The organism is Ruegeria sp. BF7 (assembly GCF_056538605.1).
The window spans coordinates 12,382-30,842 of sequence record NZ_JBQFTM010000007.1 but is presented as its reverse complement, the minus strand read 5'-3'; the positions used below and the strand labels follow the sequence as shown (position 1 = coordinate 30,842).

The following is an 18,461-nucleotide window of genomic DNA, read 5'->3' as shown; positions in this document are numbered from 1 at the left end:
CGGCTCTGTTCCCCGGAAGCCTTCATCCTTCGGCGGGCGCGCAGGACCCCAGATAGCGGCGAACAGTTTCGGCCATCCCGAATGTCAAAGCATCGCAGAACAGCGCATGGCCGATAGAGACCTCTGTAATCGACGGGATACGGGTAATCAGCTTGCGCGTCCCGCCAACCGTCAGATCGTGACCCGCATTGACCTGCAGGCCCTGCCTCTTGGCTGCGGCTGCTGCTTCAGCCAGACGTTCAAGTTCCCGATCTTCAGCAACGGGATCGCTGTGGGCGCCACCAAACGGGCCAGTATAAAGCTCGACCCGATCCGCCCCTGTCTGGGCTGCAGGACCCATATGTGTCGCGTCCGGGTCGCTAAACAGCGACGCGCGATGGCCGTTTCTCTTAAGCCCGGCAACCACCTCTGCCAGCATCGCGCCCTGTGTCTCGTAATCCCAGCCATGGTCGCTTGTCGCCTGCGTGGGATCATCCGGCACAAGCGTCACCTGATCCGCGCGAACCTCGTGAACAAGCGACAGGAACCGGGGATCGGGATAGCCTTCGACATTCAGCTCCCGGTCCGGAAACTCTGTATCAAGCAGCACCCGCAGCGCCCGTACATCTCCGGGTCGGGTATGGCGTTCGTCTGGCCGGGGGTGCACGGTCACACCAGCAGCACCTGCAGCTAAGGCGATCCGGGCCAGATCCACCACATCCGGCCATGGGTGTTCGCGCCGGTTTCGAAGCAAGGCAGCAACGTTCAGATTCACCGAAAGGTCTGTCATGTCATTGCCCTACAACTGAAAAGTCTGCACATGCGCGGGCATCGGGATACCGTCGATGTTGCGGGGATCGGGGATCGGGTCTCCGACCTTGGTGCTGACGGGAATGACACCGGCCCAGATCGGCAGGCCGTAATCCTCTTCCTCATCCTTGGGTCCACCGGTGCGAATCTTGGCGCTGCCTTCGGAAATCTCCATGCCCAGCACCATAGTCGCCTTCAGATCCTGCGCATAATCCGGCCGCAGGCCTTCATAGCGCCCGGGAAACAAGCCGTTCACAAACCGGGCAAGCTTTTTCTGTTTTTCCGCAGGGTCTTCGATCTTGAATGCCGACCCGAACAGCGTAACCGACCGCGAATTGACCGAATGGTGCATTCCGGACCGGGCCAGCACAAAGCCATCAAGGATCGCCACCGAAAGACACACCTGCGCGTCGCGCGCGTTGCGCAGCGCGCGACTGGCCGAAGAGCCGTGCCAATAGACATGGTTGTCTTCACGCCACTGCAGCGTCGGCGTGACAAAAGGCTTGCCATCAATCACGTATCCCACGCTGCAAATGGGCTGCGCGTCCAGAATTTGGTTGATCGTGGCGCGGTCGAAATGCCCCCGCTCGTGCGATCTGCGTAGGCGCGTTCTGTCGGTTATATCCAGTGTCTCGTTCATATTCATAGCTCGGGTTTGTTCTTGCTATGATCGTAATGCCCGGATATTGGGTTTTGGCAAATGACCAATTTTGAATCTTTTTCTAAGGCCAATTTGCACCGCGACCTGTTCGCGATTTCGCTGGATGCGTCGCTGAAGACGTCATTGCAGGCCCAGTTGCTGGATGCGTTGCGGCGCGTTGTCTCCAAGTCGCCGAATCTGGTCGGCGCGCGGCTGCCCGCCAGCCGGACCCTGGCGTCCGAGCTTTCGATCTCGCGCACCACGGTTCAGGCGGTCTTTGACCAGATGATCAGCGAAGGATATCTGGTCACCCGGCAAGGCAGCGGAACCTTTGTTGCCAGCGAAATCACCCACCTGTCGCAGCCACAGCCAATTTCCCGCCCGGCGGGTCCCGTAACTGCGGAATGGCGCCCCTTCCAAACCGGGCTGCCTGATCAAAACCTGTTACCGCACCGGCAATGGGCCCGCCATCTTGAACGCGCATGGCGCAGCCCGGCACCCGAGCTTTTGACGCGCCCGGATCCTCTGGGCTGGTATCCGCTACGCGAAGCGATTTCGGACCACCTTTCCGCGTGGCGTCATTTGAACTGTGATCCCGGTCAGGTGGTCATCACCTCGGGCGCACGCGAGGCTTTCGAGGTGATTTTCTATGGTCTGCTTGGTGCAGGTAAACATGTTGCGATCGAGGATCCCTGCTGGCCCAAATTGCACACGATCCTTGCCGACACGGGCAACAGTGCCCGTCCCGTCCGTATCGATCGGGACGGGCTGGACGTGGCCAGAATTCCGCAGGGCATACATGCCACGATCGTTACCCCCTCGCGGCACTATCCTACGGGTGTGAGCCTACCCCTGTCCCGCCGGGTTGCTCTGCTGGATTGGGCGCGGCAAACCGGAGCGGCAGTGATAGAAGATGACTATGACAGCGAGTTCCGATATCGCGGGCAACCTTTGCCGTCCCTCTCGGGTCTGGACGGCCTGACGAACACGATTTACCTCGGCAGCTTTTCGAAACTGGTCAGCCCCGCGCTGAGGATCGGGTACCTGGTTGTTCCCAAGAGATTTTTACACAACACCCTGGCCTATCTTGGCCGCGTCGGTCCGCGCGCCTCGTTGATCCCGCAACCCGCTTTGGCAGCGTTCATGAACAGCGGAGAGTTTGCGATGCACCTGCGACGGATGCGGCGGGTCTATGCACGGCGTCAGAGCCACCTGCTTGAAGCGCTGTCCCCGGTAGCGGGCCTTCTGAATCTTCAGCCTGACTCCTCGGGAATGCACTTGTGCCTGTCGCCAAAGGCACCGCTGGTTGACCGAATGTCGGATCTTGAGATAGGCAAACTTGCCGAGCAAAACGGTCTGCGCGTCAACGCCTTGTCAGCCCACTGCGTTCTGCCCGAAAAACTGCAAGGCTTGTTGCTTGGATATGCGGCTTTTGACGAGGACACGCTCTCGGACGCGGCAGATCGATTGATCACCCTCCTTCGCACACACGCCTGAACTGTCGTGAAAAGCAGCCGCCAGAACCGCTCCAGCACATGGTGTAGCTTTACACCAGCGCCGGAGAAACGTGATATCATGAAAGCACAATAAGTACTTTCGTTATTTGGAAACGCGGAGACTGTGAGGGGGAGATTCACCTGCTTCGACAGTCTTTCTGCTTGTTAACGTTGATATCCGTCTCAAGTAAGGAAAGGCTGAATGCCGCTTTCAAAGACAAAGCTGCTCCAACTCATCCTTGGAACTGGTGGATGGAATTCAACATTAAAGATGTCCTTGAACGCCACGCTAAACGTAGCAGAACGAATTTATATGTGAAGCGATCTCTGGTTGAGTGGTCCACTCGTCTGCGGATCAAACTCACCATCACTTCAATCCTCCTGATAGCCGCAACTGATCGCGCGCGTAGAGAGCGATTGCGGCGATCCCACAACAGCAAATGCAGCGAACTGAACAAGAGTCCGTATTGTTTGGAGCGCTAGTCCTGCGAAGACAACGCCTCCTGTACACGCGCCCTCAGGAAGCCGATGACCTTTTGTGTGGTCGCGATGTCTTCAGTCGAAAGACCTTTGGACAGTTCGTTCACCCATGGAACTTGCAGCGCGATAGCGGCATCGAACAGTTTTTGACCTTCTGACGTTAGCGTAACGAGTTGCGCGCGCTTGTGATGCGGGTTTGGTCGAAACTCTATGATTCCTTCCTTTTCCATCTCATTGACGATGCGCTGAACACCCTGGCGATGAACCCCCATCGTTCGAGCATGCCATGCGACAGATTCGGGGCGCTCCGCATAGGCGATCGCCCCAAGGATCTGCCAGCGCGCGCTGGTTAGTCCAAGATCAGCCACCAGACGATCTCCAGCGAGCTGCAATCTGCCATTCAGTCGAAACACGTCCAGGATTAGCGCCGTCACCGCCTTTCCGGCCTCTGTCCATTGTTCGTTTGCCATGCGAGCAATCTGGCCTGTTGACAACATATAGTCAATATGATTAATGAAAAAGAAACGACAACATGTCACCAATTAAAGCACCCACTCACGGAGCAAGACACATGGTCAACTTCAAATCTCTGGATCCCGAGTTTCCAATTGAACAGCAATTGAGCGTCGAAGCCGGACCTGTTGTTTTGGTCAACCTGTTCACAGTGGATACGGCAGATCAGGGTGCTTTGGTTGAAGCCTGGAAAGAGGATGCGCTCTGGATGAAAAAGCAGCCGGGTTACATCAGCACGCAGCTGCACAAGGCCATCGGCGAAAGCAGCATGTTTTTGAATTACGCCGTTTGGGATTCTGTGGATGACTTCCGTGCGGCATTTTTGAACCCAGAGTTTCAGAATGCGCTCAGTCATTACCCATCCAGCGCAGTAACGGCACCGCATCTCTTTGAAAAAATTGCTGTGCCCAACTGCTGCGCGGCCTGACGGACACCTAATCAAAAACTGATCAGAGGATGCAAAGATGAAAACACGCATTCACGCAATAGCAGGCGGAATCGGCTTCCTGATGATCCTTCTCTTCTGGACGTCCACGGCAATCAGTGAGCTGTTTGCGAGCCACGCGACGGTCGCAGCTGTTAAGGGTTTGATCCTCAAAGGCATGTTTATCCTGATCCCGGCAATGGTAATTGCGGGCGGATCGGGCACTGTGATGGGTAAGAACCGAACGGATACCAAGGCGGTCGCAAAGAAGAAACGAATGCCCATCATTGCGATGAATGGGCTTCTGGTCCTGTTGCCATCAGCATGGTTTCTGGCAGGCAAAGCTACCGCGGGCGAATTCGATACCGTCTTCTACACGGTTCAGGCGGTCGAGCTGATCGCTGGAGCCGCAAACCTGACCATGATGGGTCTCAATATTCGCGATGGCCTTACCATGACAGGGCGTATCGGTGGCCCGCGCGCGGAATCCACGAACCTGCAAAAGCCGGTAATAGAAGAGCGCCCCGCAGGGCCGTTGGTAGCCAAATCCGTTCCACGGCTCACCAACTATGACGGTCAGGAGCTTGACGCGGGCTCAGTTGTTGCCTTGTGTCGCTGCGGGCAATCGAAGAAGAAACCCTATTGCGACGGGTCGCACAGTGAATTTGGCTTTTCCTCGGAACCCTCACCGGACCGCACTCCCGATGGCGTAAAAGTCTTCGAGGGTGAGCAGCTTGATATCTACTACAACCGCTTGCTCTGCTCACACGCGGGAGTATGTGGAGCGACATTGAAAACCGTTTTCGACACCAAGCGAGACCCCTGGATCGCGCCTGACAATGCGACCCCGGATGACATCAGGGGTGTGATTGGGGCGTGTCCCTCCGGGGCGCTGTCCTGGAGTGAACCGGGCGGATCACCACAACACATCACGCATGACGCGCCCGGGATCACAATCGAAAAAGACGGGCCCTATCGTGTGACACAGATCCGACTGGCCTCAGGTGTTCAAGTCCAGGCGGCTTCCATGGAAAAGTATGTCCTGTGTCGGTGCGGTGCCTCAAAAAACAAACCTTTTTGTGACGGGTCGCATGCCGATATCGGTTGGACCGGCTGAATCGAACTCCAAACTTCTCTTAACCTATAGGCGTTAGGAGCTGTATCTTTGAAAAAGCACTGATTGCTTGCGCTGCCAGCCTCTTGATCTCAACACTGTCCCTTGCCGAAACAAACGATATCGGAACGGGTCAGGAGCTGGCAAAGCTCATTTTCGCCTCCAATGAAAGCAATCACAGAGGGCTGACCGATATGGGACAAATCACTGCCTTTGGGAAAGACCTATTCGTCTCCATGGATGGCAATGATGATGGCGGCATTGCATTCGAGGGGCTCAAGGAGCGGGGCTTCGGTTTTGAATCTATTGCCGAGGACGAAGGGCAGCGGCACATCTATGACACCGCTTAGAAAATGCTGTTTGCGGACTGGGACCGTGGCAGTAGTGGCCGGATCAACAACTCCGAATTCAACAAGTCGATGATCGCCGACTTCCGAAACGCAGGCATCAATGATAATGCGTTTCTCGGCGAAGATGAACTTTTGCAGGGATACAACGCCAACCGTGCTTGCCGCGCGGCGGATACTGGCAAATAGACCTCTGGGAACGAACCCACAGCATTTTGGGTGGTCGTACCTCTTCACCCACCCACTGCAGCACGGAAATCAAAAGCTCACGTATGAAATATGGAACGGTGGCTGTTACCATTCATTGGCTGAGCACGCTATTGATCCTGCGTCAATTAGGATCGGGTTTTCGGGCTGCACTCATGCTTGATAGCGCCGCGAAAGAAGCGATTTCTAATCTCCATGCGTCATTAGGGCTAGCCATCCTTGTGTTTACGGAATTTTTTTGCTCGCTTGGTGGAAGTTCGCAGACCGCAAGCCAGATCCAGTTGCCGCTGACCCGACCAGGCAGATTTTCGTCGGCAAAGCGGTTCATGCGCTGTTTTACATCGTCATTCTCGGCATGGTGGCCAGCGGCATCAGCTTGATGATACCCCCTGTTGCTGGAGATATCCTTTTTTGGGAGTCCACAGCACCGCATCCCGATTCTTCCAACTGCCACCACGTGTGCCACACGGGATGTGCGCAAGGCTGATGGTTGGCTTGCTTGTGATTCATGCAGGAGCGGCGCTCTACCACCAGTTTGTCAAGAAGGACGGCGCGCTCGCACGGATGTGGCACAACGCAAAATGAAACAGGCCTCTCCCCCTCGAGAACTTTTTCGAGACAACAACAACGGAATGTGAGCAGCCTCAGCTGACTGATCCAAGTTGATTGTCGGTGCATTCTCGGCCTGTGATCCATCGGAGTGATTGTTTCGGCGGCTGGCGGGCGATAGCCCGGTGCACTGTGTGGGCGTTTTGTGTTGTAGTGTCTCCTCCATTGTTCGATCAGGATTTGAGCTTCGCTTAGGCTGTGGAAGATCTCACTGTTGAGCCGCGCGTCCTTGAAGCCGCGCCGCTGCACTTGACGATGTGTGCAACGGCAGGTCTGGGCCGGTGATGTTTTGAGGTTGATCGGGGGTTTTGTCCGTCATAGCGTGTTGTGCATGTCAAAGTTCATCCATCATGTCGTCCTCGAGCGTCACAGTGCTCATCGCAGAAAGCGTTTTGCTGGATAGCAGGCCTCCATTTGCACACTTTCTAGCAATACACTTTGGAGACCTCAGATGACTGAATTTACTGATATCCCGGTGCTTGATCTGGCGCCACTGATTAATGGCGAAGACACATCCAGCCTTACCTTGGATTTTGCCAAAACCTACGGCGAGACCGGATTTGGCTATGTTGTCAATCACGGCGTGGATCCTGCCTTACGTGCCGCCGTGTTTGCCGCCTCAAAGAAGTTTCATGCGCTTCCTGAGAGCGAAAAGCAGACAATCACGCTTGATAAATGCCACCGCGGTTACATCGCCATTAATACCTCTACGGATGTGAATTCCGACCTTGCCAAAGTAACCAAACCAAACCAATCCGGGTCGTTCATGATGATGCGCGAGGACTCAGAGATTGACCCTGAAGTATACCTGTCTGGGCCAAACCAGTGGCCGGATCTGGAAGGGTTTCGTGAGGCGTGTGAGGCCTATGCCAAGGCGATGACCGTGTTGGGGCACAAACTAATGGCGTTGGCATTGGACGCGATCGGTGTGACGGATCGCTCGTTCCTTGCTGCATTTGAAACACCAACGATCTGGTTACGTCTGCTCCACTATCCGCCGCAACCTCCGCAAGCGCCCGATGATATGTTTGGATCCGCACCGCACAGGGATTTTGGATGCTTGACTTTACTCGCACAAGACGATGTTGGCGGGTTGCAAGTGCAGACACCTGCCGGTCTTTGGGTGGATGCACCACCAATCGAAGATGCATTCGTGGTCAATGTCGGTGATATGCTGCACCGCCTGTCCAACGGAAAGCTCTTGTCCACCCCGCACCGGGTGATCAATTCAACCGGACGAGAGCGCTATTCCGTGCCGTTCTTTTACGATCCTCATGTATCTGCGGAAATTGCGCCTCTCCCGTACACAGGCGATGCAAGGTTTGGCCCACTGAACTTTGGAGAATTTTTGAGGAACGAACTGGAAGCCAGTTATGATGCGCATCAGACCAACAAGTCGTTACCATAGAATGCACACAGAAGGCGGCGGGGCAGCGCAAAAATGATAAACACGTTGTGGTGAGGATCCTCAGTGTTTTGGCGCATGATGAAGGCGGTGCTTATCCTTCCGGGAACAGCGCTGATCTATATCCCGATTTTAATCCAATGGTACAGCGACCGTTGGCCATTCGACGAAAGCATGGGGACGCGCCTGCATTGGGCAGTGGCAGCGTTTTTGGCTTTCCCTGCGCTTGCTTTGGCTGTCAACACGATGAAACTGTTTGTTCTGGAGGGGGATGGAACTCCGGCGCCGTGGGATCCACCCCAAAGATTTGTAGTCAGCGGGCCTTATCGCTTTGTTCGCAATCCCATGCTTTCATCGGTCGTTCTTTTGATAGTGGCGGAAGCAGTGGCTCTGGACAGCCCGCACTTGCTCGGTTGGGCAATCACGTTTTTTTTCCTAAATACAATTTACTTCAAATTCGTGGAGGAACCGGGACTAGAGCGACGCTTTGGCGAGGAATACTTACGGTACAAGGCGGCAGTGCCACGATGGGTTCCCATGTTAAGTCCGTATGAGTCCCCAGACGCCGACGGCAATTGAAACGTAAGTTGTATGCACTGAATGTTAACTAGTTCATACTGTGGATTCACGGTCATCGCGAACAACTGAATTAAAGAGCCGCGCCGCAGCATAGTTGAGATGAGACGAATGTCGGGAACAGACCGTCCACAACATTAGCCGTGTGACCGAATTGCAATGGGTGCTGGAATTGCAGCTGCATCGCTGATTTCAGTACCAAGAAATTTAAGTAAGCCGTCCGACTTCGACTTCCCGAGCACGCCTTGAATTGCGTGCAGCTGAGCAGATTCTGGACTTCTATGTAACGTTGGTGCGCTGTATCGAGTAAGCACCTTAGCGTCATCTGATCCAATTTGTGTCTAGAACAGAAGGTCCTCAACGAGCTGTGAGATCAATTGGCTTTTGCCAGACACTCCCGCCTTTCTGTAAATCGCAGTACATTGAGCCTTAACGGTTCCAATTCGGGTTTGTCTCAGATTGGCGATCTCAGCCATAGACATCCCTTTCAGAACAAGCCACGCGATCTCTGTTTCCGCGCCAGTCAAGCCGAGCTTCTCGAAATACGCCTCTACTACGGTCGTGAACTCGCCGGACGTGATCCGGCGGGCCGTTTCGGCCCGGTGTGTCGCTTTTTGGGCCACGAGCGCAAGCCGGACACCCAGAAATGCGCCAAGTATCAGCCCGATACTGGCGCCTGCTTCGACAAGCTCTCGCACATTCCAACGTAGCGGAACCGATGGGATACCCAAAATTGATGCCAGAATTTCCCACAGGAAATACGCACCACACAGGCACTGGATAAGGACAAGGGTCCATACGACCCATGCGCGGTTCATCATGCGCGGCACCGTGCGCAGGTCAATTCCGTTTCAGCAGGTTGTCTCATTCCGGATCACCCACCGTTTTTACCGGGGCCGCCATGTCCGCCACCCCCTTTTGGACCGCCGGATTTGCCAGCCCCTTTGGGGCCATCGGATTTGCCAGCCCCTTTGGAACCGCCATGCGCATTTGGTTCTCTCGGCTGAACACGTTCGTTTGGTTCATTGGCTGGCGGTTCAGCACGCTCGTCGCCGTGCGATTCCTTCGAGAACCTTTGATCTCGCAATACCTCTCCGGACGTACGGTTCAGCACCACCTCGCGCAGTTCATTCTGATCGCTCGCGGTGATGACGATGCGGCCCAGCCAAGACCGTTTCACTTCGTCAACCGTGTAACCTTCGGCCTCAATCCGCGCGATGACATCATCAGCAACGGATACCTGCGCCTGCGCCGGCGAGTGCAGGAGCATGACCATCGCGAGGCTTGCGAGGATATGTGATCTACGCATCAAAAGTTCCCATACCTTTGCATTTTGGCTAAGTGGTTACCGCGCACCGTGTCAACCGGTGCGCGGTGGCTTTGTGTTACCCGCGAGGACCGCCTCGACCGCCGTGGCCGCCACGACCTTCGCCGCCGCGACCTCCACGACCTTCGCCACTGCCGCCCCTTTCGCCAGAGTCAGCCGTCTCGCTGCCGGATTCCGCACTTCGGCCTTCACTGTCGTGCCCGCCGCGCCCAGCAGGGATTCCTTGTTCGGCCAGTTGATCGCCGATGTTCCGCCGATCTTCGGGGCTCAGGCTTGAGTGGTCGATATCCCCCAGCGCTACGGTTTCGCCGGTTGATGGGTCGACGACCTCTACCTCTGAAAAATCAATGGCGTTCCGATCACGGCCTCGGGGCTGGACTCCCTGTTCTTTCAGCTGATCCCGAATATCGGCACGTTCTTCCTCGGACAATGCTTCGAAATCCACTTCGGACAGTTCGACGGTTTGGCCTGTACTCGGGTCAACAACCGAGATGCTTTTGGCAAGTAGCGGCTGGAACGACACTGCGGTGATAAGGGCAGCTAGGATCAACGGGCTGTGAGGGAGTGAGAGAGTACGCATGTTTTTTCTTCCTGTTTGTAAGATTTAACGCGGCTTGGATTGGTGCCGTGAAGCCTAGATGCAGTGAAAACTTCGATCGGAATACTGGACGCGAGCCTGATTTTTGGCCGAATAAGCCAAAGTCGCAGACCCGCGTAGCATGGCCGAAATGCGCAGGATCGACGCGTTCAAAATACGTTCTTCACGATGAGAATTTCAGTGTCAGACGTCTATATGACTTTGGCTTAGAACGTCCTTTCGCAGCCTGGGTTCAATGGTTTTCTGATCGGAAAACATGCCAACCAAGTCCCTTCAGCCGTCACTACAAGACGAACCTCGCGACCGAGAAGTGGACACGAAATGCGACCAAGCACCCTGAGCTTTATTATGGTAAGCCTAATGCCTTTGACGGCCTATGCAGAGGAGGAACCTGCGCCCGTCGATCAGCACGAGTTATCGCGCATGATACAGAACGAAGAGGTAACCAAGGCGTTTCTGGAGGCTTTCGAGGCGGGGGATGAACTGACCGAGTTCAGCTTTGACGCAGCGCGCGGGGTCGGTGCGAATATCGGCGAAGGCCGTCTTTTTACGCGTATTCCGCGGGCTGATCTCGCCGACCCATCAGAGTGGGCTTCGCATTTTCCAAAGCGCGAAGGAGGGGCTAACGCGACATCTTGTATTGCCTGTCACAACGCACCGATTGCCAATGGGGCCGGTGACGTTGCAGTCAACGTGCTTGTGGATCCCGCACATTCGGGCGACGCAACCAGATATCTTGAAAGAAATACACTCCCCCTGTTTGCACTTGGTATCCCTCAGCGACTTGCAGAAGAAATTAGCGCGGACCTTTATCAACAGCGAGATGCAGCCCATCAGGTTGCCTGCACTTCGGGTCGCGCCTCAATTCAGTTAGAGTCCAAAGGCGTAGACTATGGAACGTTGACACTGACGCGTACTTCTCAAAACCCCTGTTCCGTCGACACGGATTCCAGCGGATTGAGTGGCATCGACCCGGACCTCGTGATCAAACCGTTTGGATGGAAAGGTAATCATGCAACGATCAGAGCATTCACGAGGAATGCTGCGCACAATGAACTGGGACTACAGGCCGTCGAGCTTGTCGGAGGCCGGGATGGCGACTTCGATGGTGTGGTGAATGAGTTGACCGTTGGCGATGTGACGGCGCTTACAATATACATGGCAGCCCTCGAACGACCAGTAACCAAGATTGAACTGGCCGATCTGGGGTTGATCGACCTTTCTGAGTCCGAAAGAACCGATATTCTGGCAGGAGAGGCGCTATTCGCTCAAACCGGCTGCACCAGTTGTCACACGCCAGCGATGAGCCTTCGGGACACAACGTTCAAAGAACCCAGCGAAATTCCGGGTTTCTACGATGTCAGGTTTCCAGATGGATCAGACCCGAATACTCATGGCTTGAACGTCGTCAGTGCAATCACATTCAATCTGGCCGGAGATCAACCCAACAACTCGATTAAGCTGCTGGACGGTTCAATCCACCATCTAGGTGCTATGGGGCAGAATGCCGAAGGTGAGCCAGTGGCCCGATGGTACACAGATTTCAAACGACACGATATGGGATCCGACTTGGCAGATCCCGATGACCCTCTTGGGTTGGGGGCATCTATGTTTCTGACGCGATCACTGGCGGGTGTCGGGGCAACTGGACCCTGGTTACACGATGGCCGGGCGACCACGTTGCAAGAAGCAATAACGAGTCATGCGGGTGAAGCCTCAGACAGCGCCACTGTCTACAACCGCCTCAGCGAAAGCGAACAAACTAAAATCGTCGCCTTTCTGGAGAATCTAACAATATATAAGACGGTCGAAGAATAAGTGCTGGTTGAGAAAAGTTGAACGTCGGATTTGGCCGGTGCCGTGTGAATTCTAGCTTCCCGGATATTGCGTGTTCAGTGAACGTCTGGAAGGCGGGCAGCGATTGCTTCATGAATGTGTGGCGGCCCGTGTCATCAGATTTCAACAGCTTCTGCAACCACAAGTGCGCCGTCTAATTCAGAACCCAGACACCCAACTGTACTGTCCATTATCGTGTGACCTAACAGAAGTTGAACCGTACGTGGGTTGCCAGTCTTCTTGGTTGTATCGCAAACTTTTGGAGAAAATGACTGGTTTGCCGGGACGCACCTCAGCAAAGACATCCATCGGCGAACGACAGGAATGGGCCGTCCTACTAGTTGTGGTGGGGCTGTCGGCCCCTCCACTTTTTTGAGGGCCAGCAGGGCTTTGACGAGCCAAACGTCTGGCTGCCAGGGTGAGGCCACTGTCCTCACCCTCGGGCAACCCTATTAGACAACACTGTGTCTTCGGCTGTGCCTGCGGACCGCACCACCACAGTCGAATAGCATTGCCCCGCCCCCTTCCGCATTCGCCACGTGGCAGATCAGCAGGAACAGGCGACTGGTCTTTAGCGGACCACCGACAAATCTCTTTTTCGTTGCGCATCCCGGATGAGTGCAGCAAGCCTATAGAAACCGTGAGCCATTTTTGTGTAGGGCGTAAGGAGGAAGAGGGCCAGGACCGATCCAAGATGGATGGTAAGCATCGCAGGCATCAGGGCCGATGAACCGAAAGCGTAAAGAACAAGCCCGCTTAACCCAACAAACCCTAGCAGCAGGATGAATCCGATGTCTCCGCCCCAAGCGGAAACGTCGCCGAGGTTGCGGTCTGATTTCTGTTTCAGCAACACCATCGCGCAGCAACCGACGGTAAGCAATAAACCCCCTGATACACCGAACAGCTTTGGTAATGACCAGAACCCGTAAGGTGCGTGCAAGCCGAAACCGTAATGCATGATCGTAGCTACCGAAGTTGAGGCGAAACATAGCAGAAACCCGTACATGATTGCATGATGCACGTGGCGACGGGCCTGACTAAAGCGGTCTTCGTCCTCGAAATTGCAACCCTCCCCATGGCCGGCAGCCAGATCCTGCATTTTGGCTGCTCGTCTTAGCGCGGCATTCAAGTCGCCGGGTTGGATCGGTTTGCCTCCAATCACATGCCAATAGCGCCGAAGGCTGATCCCAATGCTAAACAGTGGTAGAAGGAAAGCCGGAGCAAAGATCGCCACCATCGCATTGTGAGAGAGGACAGCGTAGAAGCCTTCGCCCCCAGCGGAGCCGATCACGTGAACGGCCCAAAACAAAAGTGCGAAGCCGACGACCAGAGCCAGAGCGATCGCTCCACCATGGGTATGGAAGCGGCGCGCCACGGGTTGCGGCCAGGCGAAGCTTTCCCAACTGTCCCGCCGCACCTCTGCCAGCGCTTTGGGCAGGTTCAGATCGAACTCGTGCGGGGCCGTGTATTGACAGGCGTAGTAGCAACCCCGGCAGTTGTGGCAGAGGTTGGCCAATTGCGTGATATCGCCGTCCGAGAATGCGCGTTCGGCGTGAAGCGACGGAAAGACCGAGCAATAGCCTTCGCAATACCGGCAGGCATTGCAGATCTCAGCCTGACGGCGGGCTTCCTGGATCAGTTCAGTTCGCATAAGAAGCGGCCTCTCGTCCTGCAATGCGTCCGAAGACGGTTCCGATGGTCATGCCGAACCCGGCCAGATAACCCTGCCCCAAAATCGATCCAGCCATGGCTTCTCCTGCCGCCCAGAGGTTCTTGATCTTGCCGTTTGGCGTCGAACACTGCGCAGTTTCATCCACCTTCAGACCCAGATAGGTGAAGGTCACACCGGTACGCAGTGAATATCCGTAGTAAGGAGGCTCAGTTATCGGACGTGCCCAGTTTGTTTTGGGCGGGGTAAGACCCGAAGTGGAAACGCCGTCCAACTCAGTTGGATGAAAGCCGCTTGTATCCCCACAGGCGCCATTGAATTCCGCGACGGTCGTGGTCAGCTTTTCGGCGGGCAGACCCATCATTTTGGCCAGTTCCTCCAACGTGTCCGCCTTTAACGGCGGAAAAACCGACGGCATGAACAGGTTCAGCGACTTGGTGTCAATGATCACATAACCCACCTGATCCGGCTGGGCTGCCACCAGGCGACCCCAGATCGCGTAACGCTTGGGCCAAACGTCCTCGCCCTCGTCATAGAACCGCTCGGCATCCTTGTTGACGACAATTGAGAACGGAACGCAGTCCAGGCGGGTGACGATGCCGCCGTCGAATTTCGGCGCGCGCCCGTCGATTGCAACAGCGTGGCATTGGGTCGGATCACCAACGCTCTCAACGCCTTGATCCAGAAGATCAGCCAGCACGACACCCCGATTATAGGGCGTGCCGCGGATCAGGAAATTGCGTGCCGCAGGCCCCCACGCGCGGGTCAGCCAATCCGTGTCAGCCTGAAACCCGCCCGAAGCGACGATGACCGCTTTGGGCGTGATGCGATGGGATTGACCTTCACATGTATAGTCCACCCATGCGATCTGGTCCCCGTTCAATTCCAGATGCGTGACGGCAGCTTCGTAAAGGACTTCGACTCCCAGCCGCGTCGCTGTCCGGTAATAGGCGTTTACCAGCGATTTACCGCCGCCCATGAAGAACGCATTTGTCCGCGCTAGCGACAGAGTCCCCGACAGAGAGGGCTGGAACCGGACCCCGTGCTCCTCCATCCAGGGAAGGCATTCCTCAGACGTGCGGATTGCGAGGCGCGCCAGATCTTTGTCGGTTTTGCCCCCGGTAACCTTAAGCAGATCCGACAGGTATTCGTCTTCGCTGTATTCTTCGACCAGCGGGCCCAACGGGCTAGAGTGCATACAGCGAAAGTTGCGGGTGTGGCGCGAGTTTCCACCACGATAGGGTTTTGGCGCCGTTTCAAGGATGAGAACACGCGCGCCTGCTTCGGCGGCGGTCATAGCGGCGCAGAGGGCGGCGTTCCCTCCGCCAATCACAGCGATATCATAGACTTCCGGTTGGGCGGCCATGTCGTTTCTGCCTATTGAGTTTGGTCGGTTGTACGGTCGCGTTCCTGCAACGCGCGAATGCGCATGCGTTGTGCTGCGTGGATATGAGCGCGCATCTCATTCTCAGCCGACGCGCCATCACGGGTTTTCAAGGCGGCCATGATAAGGCGATGTTCGGCCACTGCGGCCTCGGCTCGGTCGCCGTCCAGCAATTGCGACGGGCCTAAGATCAACAGCGCCTTCTGTAGAGACAACATCGATTTTGCCAGAAACCGGTTCTTGGCTGCATCCAGAAGGGTCGCATGGAAAATCCGATTGATCCGCGCGGCATCCGGGCCGGTGCCTGCTTCGGCCAACCTGTCATTCAACACGTCCAGCTCATCCAGCTCGACATCTGACGCCGCCCGTGCCGCAAGGCGGGCCGCAGTGCCCTCGAGCACAGCGCGCATCTCATAGAGTTCCATCACCTCGGCGTAATCCAAGCTGCGCACCGTTGCGCCCTGCCGGGGGATGTGCGTAACCAACCCATCCGCTTCTAGCTGTCGGATCGCTTCGCGCACAGGAGTGCGGCTGACACCCAGTCTCTCGGACAGCTCAATCTCGCGCAGCCGTTCGCCGGGCAGCAGGCTTCCATCACGAATCTCATCCAGCAGGCGCTGGTAAGCGGAATTTCCTTGTGGGCCAGGCTGCAACGGATCGTCCTGAAGGGTCATAAAACGCTCACTTGTCTTCTTGCGTCCACTTGTATACATTTGGATACACAGTGAGTCAACCACACCGGAATCGGCGCTTTGTCCACTCAGATCAACGCACCCTCTGCTGTAAAAAAAAGGGCCGTGACATTCGCGTTAGCAGTGCTGGGTACCGGAGTATTCTGGGCTCTGAATTTGCCCTTGCCTTTTTTGTTCGGCCCCATGAGCGCCTGTCTGATTGCAGCTCTGTCCCATGCCCCCATGGAGGGCTTCGGGCAGGTCTCGGTGGCGGCACGTACTATTCTGGGCGTGGCGGTAGGCGCATCAATCACACCGGCCCTGTTTGCCGAATTGCCGAAAATGGCCGCGTCGATTGCGTTGGTCCCGTTCTTTATCCTGCTGATCGCGCTGGTCGGCGTACCATTCTTCCGCAAGGTCTGGGGTTTCGATACGACAACCGCATTCTATGCAGCCATGCCCGGTGGCTTGCAGGACATGATCATATTCGGGACCGAAGCCGGAGCCAATCCGCGCACTCTGTCCCTGATCCACGGCACGCGCGTGCTGATCATCGTGACACTGGCCCCGCTGTTCCTGACAGTGTTTTATGGCGCCGAACTGACAAACCCAATCGGAGAACCCGCGCGCGACTTACCGCTGCATGAACTGGCCCTGATGGTGCTGGCGGCCTTTGTCGGCTGGAAGGGTGGTGAGCGCATTGGCCTGTTTGGTGCTTCCATATTAGGACCGATGATCCTGACTGCTGCTTTGTCCGTCGGGGATTTCATCCATACCCGTCCCCCGCGCGAGGCAATCCTGGCCGCGCAATTCTTCATTGGTTGCGGGATCGGCGTGAAGTTTGTCGGTGTTACCTGGGTGGAGTTGCGCAAGGTCGTGGCGGCGGGTTGCGCCTACGTGGTTGTTCTGGCCGTGTTGGCGGCGGCCTTCACCGCCGTTGTCACCACCTTAGGGCTTGGCAAGCCGGTCGAAGCATTCCTGGCCTTCGCGCCCGGCGGGCAGGCCGAAATGACGGTTCTGGCCATCGTTTCAGGCGCGGATCTGGGCTTCGTGATCACTCACCATCTGACAAGGATCGTGCTTGTGATCATCGGTGCACCCATCGCCGCAAATCTTATTCTGCGCTGGTCCAAACCTCGGGGTTGATCATGTGGGTCGGTGCGCCTTCAACGTAAGCATTCACCTGATCGAAGATGTCGGCAAATTGCAGGTCGAACTCATCCTCCGTCACAAAGCCGATATGCGGCGTCGCGATCAGGTTGGGATGCGCCAGCAACGGATCTGTCGGGTCGGTCAGCGGCTCTGTATCAAACACATCAATTGCGGCTTTACCGGGGCGACCGGCGTTGAGCGCCCCAAGCAATGCACCCGGCGCAAGAAGCCCCGCCCGCGACGTATTGACGAACATCGCCCCGGGCTGCATCTGCGCAAAATCCGATGCGGTGATGATCCCTCGCGTGTCCGGCTTCAGGCGCACATGGACCGAGACAACATCACTATCGGCAAAAAACGCCTCGCGGCTCGGCGCGATCTGTGCACCATCCTCCCGTGCACGTGACCGGCCTTCTTCAGATGACCACCAGACTACATTCATTCCGAAAGCTTCGGCATAACCTGCAACCGCACGAGCTATGCGGCCATAACCATAGAGCCCGAGCTGACGACCACGTAACGTCTTGCCCACGCCGGCCTGCCAGTGCCCTGCCTTGACCGAGACCATCTGAGCAGGCAAATCGCGCATCCCTGCCATGATCAGTGCCCATGTGAGTTCGGCTGCGGCATAGGACGGCGTGCCGCCATGCATGTTCGAACACAGCAAAACACCCTGATCTGTGCACGCCGGTACATCAACATGAGGATAGACGCTGCGCTGGCTGATCAGGCGCAAGTTCGGTAGCTTTTCCAGCAAGGCGCGGGTGACTTTGGTGCGTTCGCGGAACAGCACCAGCACCTGGGCCTCTTGCAAACGCTCGGCCAAAGTGTCTGTATCCTCGACATGATCCGTCCAGACAGTCACATCATGACCGGTGAGTTTCTCAAAACACGGCAAGCCACGCAGCGTGTCGAACCAGTCATCCAGAATGTGTATTTTCATCGGCTTTCAATACCCTGCCCGGTGGTTAGTTTTCTTGGCGTCGGCACAAAATGCTGCGCGTCGAGAGCTGCCAGCGCGTTTCGGACGCGTTCGCTTTGGTCCAGCAAATGGTTAAATTGCTCGTCGCACCCGGCAATTGGCGTCGGGTATTCGGCCATATCGCGCCGCAAGGCCGCTTGGGCCAACCTGAGTTCCTGACGTGCGATATCGAGGCATTCCGAATAGTTGTCCATCGAGATCCCCTTTAATGTATGCCATGGTATACCATTTTCAGATCGCCC

At 56.1% G+C, this 18,461-nt stretch carries 22 protein-coding genes and 1 pseudogene; 11 read left to right on the top strand and 12 right to left on the bottom strand.

What is annotated here, in order from left to right; genetic code table 11:
* Positions 1-22 precede the first annotated feature (22 nt).
* The gene (locus tag ACR0IK_RS15090; protein ID WP_480642071.1) at positions 23-769 is read right to left on the bottom strand and encodes a pyridoxine 5'-phosphate synthase; all 747 of its coding nucleotides are present in this window, start codon (positions 767-769) and stop codon (positions 23-25) included.
* Positions 770-778: 9 nt separating this feature from the next.
* Positions 779-1,429 carry a pyridoxamine 5'-phosphate oxidase family protein gene (locus ACR0IK_RS15085; protein ID WP_480642070.1) on the bottom strand — a complete coding sequence of 217 codons (651 nt, stop codon included), beginning with the start codon at positions 1,427-1,429 and terminating at the stop codon, positions 779-781.
* Between the two features lie 60 nt (positions 1,430-1,489).
* On the opposite strand from ACR0IK_RS15085, the gene pdxR reads away from it, so the two are divergent.
* A complete protein-coding gene (pdxR, locus tag ACR0IK_RS15080; RefSeq protein ID WP_480642069.1) occupies positions 1,490-2,926 on the top strand; it encodes a MocR-like pyridoxine biosynthesis transcription factor PdxR in 1,437 nt (478 codons plus the stop codon).
* Positions 2,927-3,404: 478 nt separating this feature from the next.
* On the opposite strand, the gene ACR0IK_RS15075 is transcribed toward pdxR, so the two are convergent.
* Positions 3,405-3,875 (bottom strand): MarR family winged helix-turn-helix transcriptional regulator, encoded by a 471-nt coding sequence (locus tag ACR0IK_RS15075; RefSeq protein WP_480642068.1) that lies wholly within the window; start codon positions 3,873-3,875, stop codon positions 3,405-3,407.
* Positions 3,876-3,976: 101 nt separating this feature from the next.
* Here ACR0IK_RS15075 and ACR0IK_RS15070 point away from each other — a divergent pair, with 101 nt between their 5' ends.
* The 6 genes from ACR0IK_RS15070 to ACR0IK_RS15045 all read left to right on the top strand — a co-directional run bounded on the left by ACR0IK_RS15070 (position 3,977) and on the right by ACR0IK_RS15045 (position 6,595).
* Positions 3,977-4,345 (top strand): antibiotic biosynthesis monooxygenase family protein, encoded by a 369-nt coding sequence (locus tag ACR0IK_RS15070; protein WP_480642067.1) that lies wholly within the window; start codon positions 3,977-3,979, stop codon positions 4,343-4,345.
* Between the two features lie 37 nt (positions 4,346-4,382).
* On the top strand, positions 4,383-5,459 hold the full coding sequence (locus ACR0IK_RS15065) for a CDGSH iron-sulfur domain-containing protein (protein WP_480642066.1): 1,077 nt from the start codon (positions 4,383-4,385) through the stop codon (positions 5,457-5,459).
* An 83-nt stretch (positions 5,460-5,542) separates the two neighbouring features.
* Positions 5,543-5,806, top strand: a complete 264-nt coding sequence (locus ACR0IK_RS15060) for a hypothetical protein (RefSeq protein ID WP_480642065.1) — start codon at positions 5,543-5,545, stop codon at positions 5,804-5,806.
* Positions 5,807-5,809: 3 nt separating this feature from the next.
* Positions 5,810-5,992: a hypothetical protein gene (locus tag ACR0IK_RS15055; RefSeq protein ID WP_480642064.1), complete on the top strand. Its 183-nt coding sequence runs from the start codon at positions 5,810-5,812 to the stop codon at positions 5,990-5,992.
* 83 nt (positions 5,993-6,075) lie between these two features.
* The gene (locus tag ACR0IK_RS15050; protein ID WP_480642063.1) at positions 6,076-6,390 is read left to right on the top strand and encodes a cytochrome b/b6 domain-containing protein; all 315 of its coding nucleotides are present in this window, start codon (positions 6,076-6,078) and stop codon (positions 6,388-6,390) included.
* A 91-nt stretch (positions 6,391-6,481) separates the two neighbouring features.
* The gene (locus ACR0IK_RS15045; RefSeq protein WP_480642183.1) at positions 6,482-6,595 is read left to right on the top strand and encodes a hypothetical protein; all 114 of its coding nucleotides are present in this window, start codon (positions 6,482-6,484) and stop codon (positions 6,593-6,595) included.
* Between the two features lie 111 nt (positions 6,596-6,706).
* Here the strand turns inward: ACR0IK_RS15045 and ACR0IK_RS15040 are convergent.
* Positions 6,707-6,850: pseudogene (locus ACR0IK_RS15040) on the bottom strand (integrase core domain-containing protein); the annotation flags it as partial.
* Positions 6,851-7,070: 220 nt separating this feature from the next.
* On the opposite strand from ACR0IK_RS15040, the gene ACR0IK_RS15035 reads away from it, so the two are divergent.
* Together ACR0IK_RS15035 and ACR0IK_RS15030 are read left to right on the top strand one after the other, a co-directional pair.
* A complete protein-coding gene (locus ACR0IK_RS15035) occupies positions 7,071-8,027 on the top strand; it encodes an isopenicillin N synthase family dioxygenase (RefSeq protein WP_480642062.1) in 957 nt (318 codons plus the stop codon).
* Positions 8,028-8,090: 63 nt separating this feature from the next.
* Positions 8,091-8,603: a methyltransferase family protein gene (locus ACR0IK_RS15030; RefSeq protein WP_480642061.1), complete on the top strand. Its 513-nt coding sequence runs from the start codon at positions 8,091-8,093 to the stop codon at positions 8,601-8,603.
* A 338-nt stretch (positions 8,604-8,941) separates the two neighbouring features.
* On the opposite strand, the gene ACR0IK_RS15025 is transcribed toward ACR0IK_RS15030, so the two are convergent.
* The 3 genes from ACR0IK_RS15025 to ACR0IK_RS15015 form a co-directional block, all read right to left on the bottom strand.
* Entirely contained in the window at positions 8,942-9,421 is a 480-nt protein-coding gene (locus ACR0IK_RS15025; RefSeq protein ID WP_480642060.1) for a helix-turn-helix transcriptional regulator, read from the bottom strand.
* A 53-nt stretch (positions 9,422-9,474) separates the two neighbouring features.
* On the bottom strand, positions 9,475-9,909 hold the full coding sequence (locus ACR0IK_RS15020) for a hypothetical protein (RefSeq protein WP_480594365.1): 435 nt from the start codon (positions 9,907-9,909) through the stop codon (positions 9,475-9,477).
* Positions 9,910-9,985: 76 nt separating this feature from the next.
* Positions 9,986-10,507: a hypothetical protein gene (locus tag ACR0IK_RS15015; protein WP_480642059.1), complete on the bottom strand. Its 522-nt coding sequence runs from the start codon at positions 10,505-10,507 to the stop codon at positions 9,986-9,988.
* Between the two features lie 339 nt (positions 10,508-10,846).
* Between ACR0IK_RS15015 and ACR0IK_RS15010 the strand changes: the two genes are divergently transcribed.
* Positions 10,847-12,343 (top strand): di-heme oxidoredictase family protein, encoded by a 1,497-nt coding sequence (locus ACR0IK_RS15010; protein ID WP_480642058.1) that lies wholly within the window; start codon positions 10,847-10,849, stop codon positions 12,341-12,343.
* 589 nt (positions 12,344-12,932) lie between these two features.
* Here ACR0IK_RS15010 and tcuB read toward each other — a convergent pair.
* From tcuB to ACR0IK_RS14995, 3 genes are read right to left on the bottom strand one after another with little or no spacing between them, the layout of a single operon-like run.
* Complete coding sequence (gene tcuB, locus ACR0IK_RS15005) at positions 12,933-14,012, bottom strand: tricarballylate utilization 4Fe-4S protein TcuB (protein ID WP_480642057.1); 1,080 nt, start codon at positions 14,010-14,012, stop codon at positions 12,933-12,935.
* Positions 14,002-15,396, bottom strand: coding sequence for an FAD-dependent tricarballylate dehydrogenase TcuA (tcuA, locus tag ACR0IK_RS15000; RefSeq protein ID WP_480642056.1), 1,395 nt, complete (start codon positions 15,394-15,396; stop codon positions 14,002-14,004). The genes tcuB and tcuA overlap by 11 nt, the downstream gene beginning before the upstream one ends.
* Before the next feature lie 11 nt (positions 15,397-15,407).
* Positions 15,408-16,088: a GntR family transcriptional regulator gene (locus tag ACR0IK_RS14995; protein ID WP_480594370.1), complete on the bottom strand. Its 681-nt coding sequence runs from the start codon at positions 16,086-16,088 to the stop codon at positions 15,408-15,410.
* 123 nt (positions 16,089-16,211) lie between these two features.
* Here ACR0IK_RS14995 and ACR0IK_RS14990 point away from each other — a divergent pair, with 123 nt between their 5' ends.
* Entirely contained in the window at positions 16,212-17,231 is a 1,020-nt protein-coding gene (locus ACR0IK_RS14990; protein ID WP_480642055.1) for an AbrB family transcriptional regulator, read from the top strand.
* Here the strand turns inward: ACR0IK_RS14990 and ACR0IK_RS14985 are convergent.
* Positions 17,200-18,180: a D-2-hydroxyacid dehydrogenase family protein gene (locus ACR0IK_RS14985; protein WP_480642054.1), complete on the bottom strand. Its 981-nt coding sequence runs from the start codon at positions 18,178-18,180 to the stop codon at positions 17,200-17,202. The genes ACR0IK_RS14990 and ACR0IK_RS14985 overlap by 32 nt on opposite strands.
* Positions 18,177-18,413 (bottom strand): hypothetical protein, encoded by a 237-nt coding sequence (locus tag ACR0IK_RS14980; RefSeq protein WP_480594373.1) that lies wholly within the window; start codon positions 18,411-18,413, stop codon positions 18,177-18,179. The genes ACR0IK_RS14985 and ACR0IK_RS14980 overlap by 4 nt, the downstream gene beginning before the upstream one ends.
* Positions 18,414-18,461: the final 48 nt, after the last annotated feature.

Excerpts from the sequence above, each read along its gene's own strand:
- ACR0IK_RS15020 (WP_480594365.1), bottom strand. The coding sequence starts at position 9,909 with ATGCGTAGATCACATATCCTCGCAAGCCTCGCGATGGTCATGCTCCTG.
- ACR0IK_RS15085 (WP_480642070.1), bottom strand. The coding sequence starts at position 1,429 with ATGAACGAGACACTGGATATAACCGACAGAACGCGCCTACGCAGATCG.
- pdxR (WP_480642069.1), top strand. The coding sequence starts at position 1,490 with ATGACCAATTTTGAATCTTTTTCTAAGGCCAATTTGCACCGCGACCTG.
- ACR0IK_RS14980 (WP_480594373.1), bottom strand. The coding sequence starts at position 18,413 with ATGGACAACTATTCGGAATGCCTCGATATCGCACGTCAGGAACTCAGG.
- ACR0IK_RS15010 (WP_480642058.1), top strand. The coding sequence starts at position 10,847 with ATGCGACCAAGCACCCTGAGCTTTATTATGGTAAGCCTAATGCCTTTG.
- ACR0IK_RS15075 (WP_480642068.1), bottom strand. The coding sequence starts at position 3,875 with ATGGCAAACGAACAATGGACAGAGGCCGGAAAGGCGGTGACGGCGCTA.
- ACR0IK_RS15050 (WP_480642063.1), top strand. The coding sequence starts at position 6,076 with ATGAAATATGGAACGGTGGCTGTTACCATTCATTGGCTGAGCACGCTA.
- tcuA (WP_480642056.1), bottom strand. The coding sequence starts at position 15,396 with ATGGCCGCCCAACCGGAAGTCTATGATATCGCTGTGATTGGCGGAGGG.
- ACR0IK_RS15045 (WP_480642183.1), top strand. The coding sequence starts at position 6,482 with ATGTGCGCAAGGCTGATGGTTGGCTTGCTTGTGATTCATGCAGGAGCG.
- ACR0IK_RS15025 (WP_480642060.1), bottom strand. The coding sequence starts at position 9,421 with ATGATGAACCGCGCATGGGTCGTATGGACCCTTGTCCTTATCCAGTGC.
- ACR0IK_RS14985 (WP_480642054.1), bottom strand. The coding sequence starts at position 18,180 with ATGAAAATACACATTCTGGATGACTGGTTCGACACGCTGCGTGGCTTG.
- ACR0IK_RS15035 (WP_480642062.1), top strand. The coding sequence starts at position 7,071 with ATGACTGAATTTACTGATATCCCGGTGCTTGATCTGGCGCCACTGATT.
- ACR0IK_RS14995 (WP_480594370.1), bottom strand. The coding sequence starts at position 16,088 with ATGACCCTTCAGGACGATCCGTTGCAGCCTGGCCCACAAGGAAATTCC.
- ACR0IK_RS15055 (WP_480642064.1), top strand. The coding sequence starts at position 5,810 with ATGCTGTTTGCGGACTGGGACCGTGGCAGTAGTGGCCGGATCAACAAC.
- ACR0IK_RS15065 (WP_480642066.1), top strand. The coding sequence starts at position 4,383 with ATGAAAACACGCATTCACGCAATAGCAGGCGGAATCGGCTTCCTGATG.
- tcuB (WP_480642057.1), bottom strand. The coding sequence starts at position 14,012 with ATGCGAACTGAACTGATCCAGGAAGCCCGCCGTCAGGCTGAGATCTGC.
- ACR0IK_RS15015 (WP_480642059.1), bottom strand. The coding sequence starts at position 10,507 with ATGCGTACTCTCTCACTCCCTCACAGCCCGTTGATCCTAGCTGCCCTT.
- ACR0IK_RS15070 (WP_480642067.1), top strand. The coding sequence starts at position 3,977 with ATGGTCAACTTCAAATCTCTGGATCCCGAGTTTCCAATTGAACAGCAA.
- ACR0IK_RS15090 (WP_480642071.1), bottom strand. The coding sequence starts at position 769 with ATGACAGACCTTTCGGTGAATCTGAACGTTGCTGCCTTGCTTCGAAAC.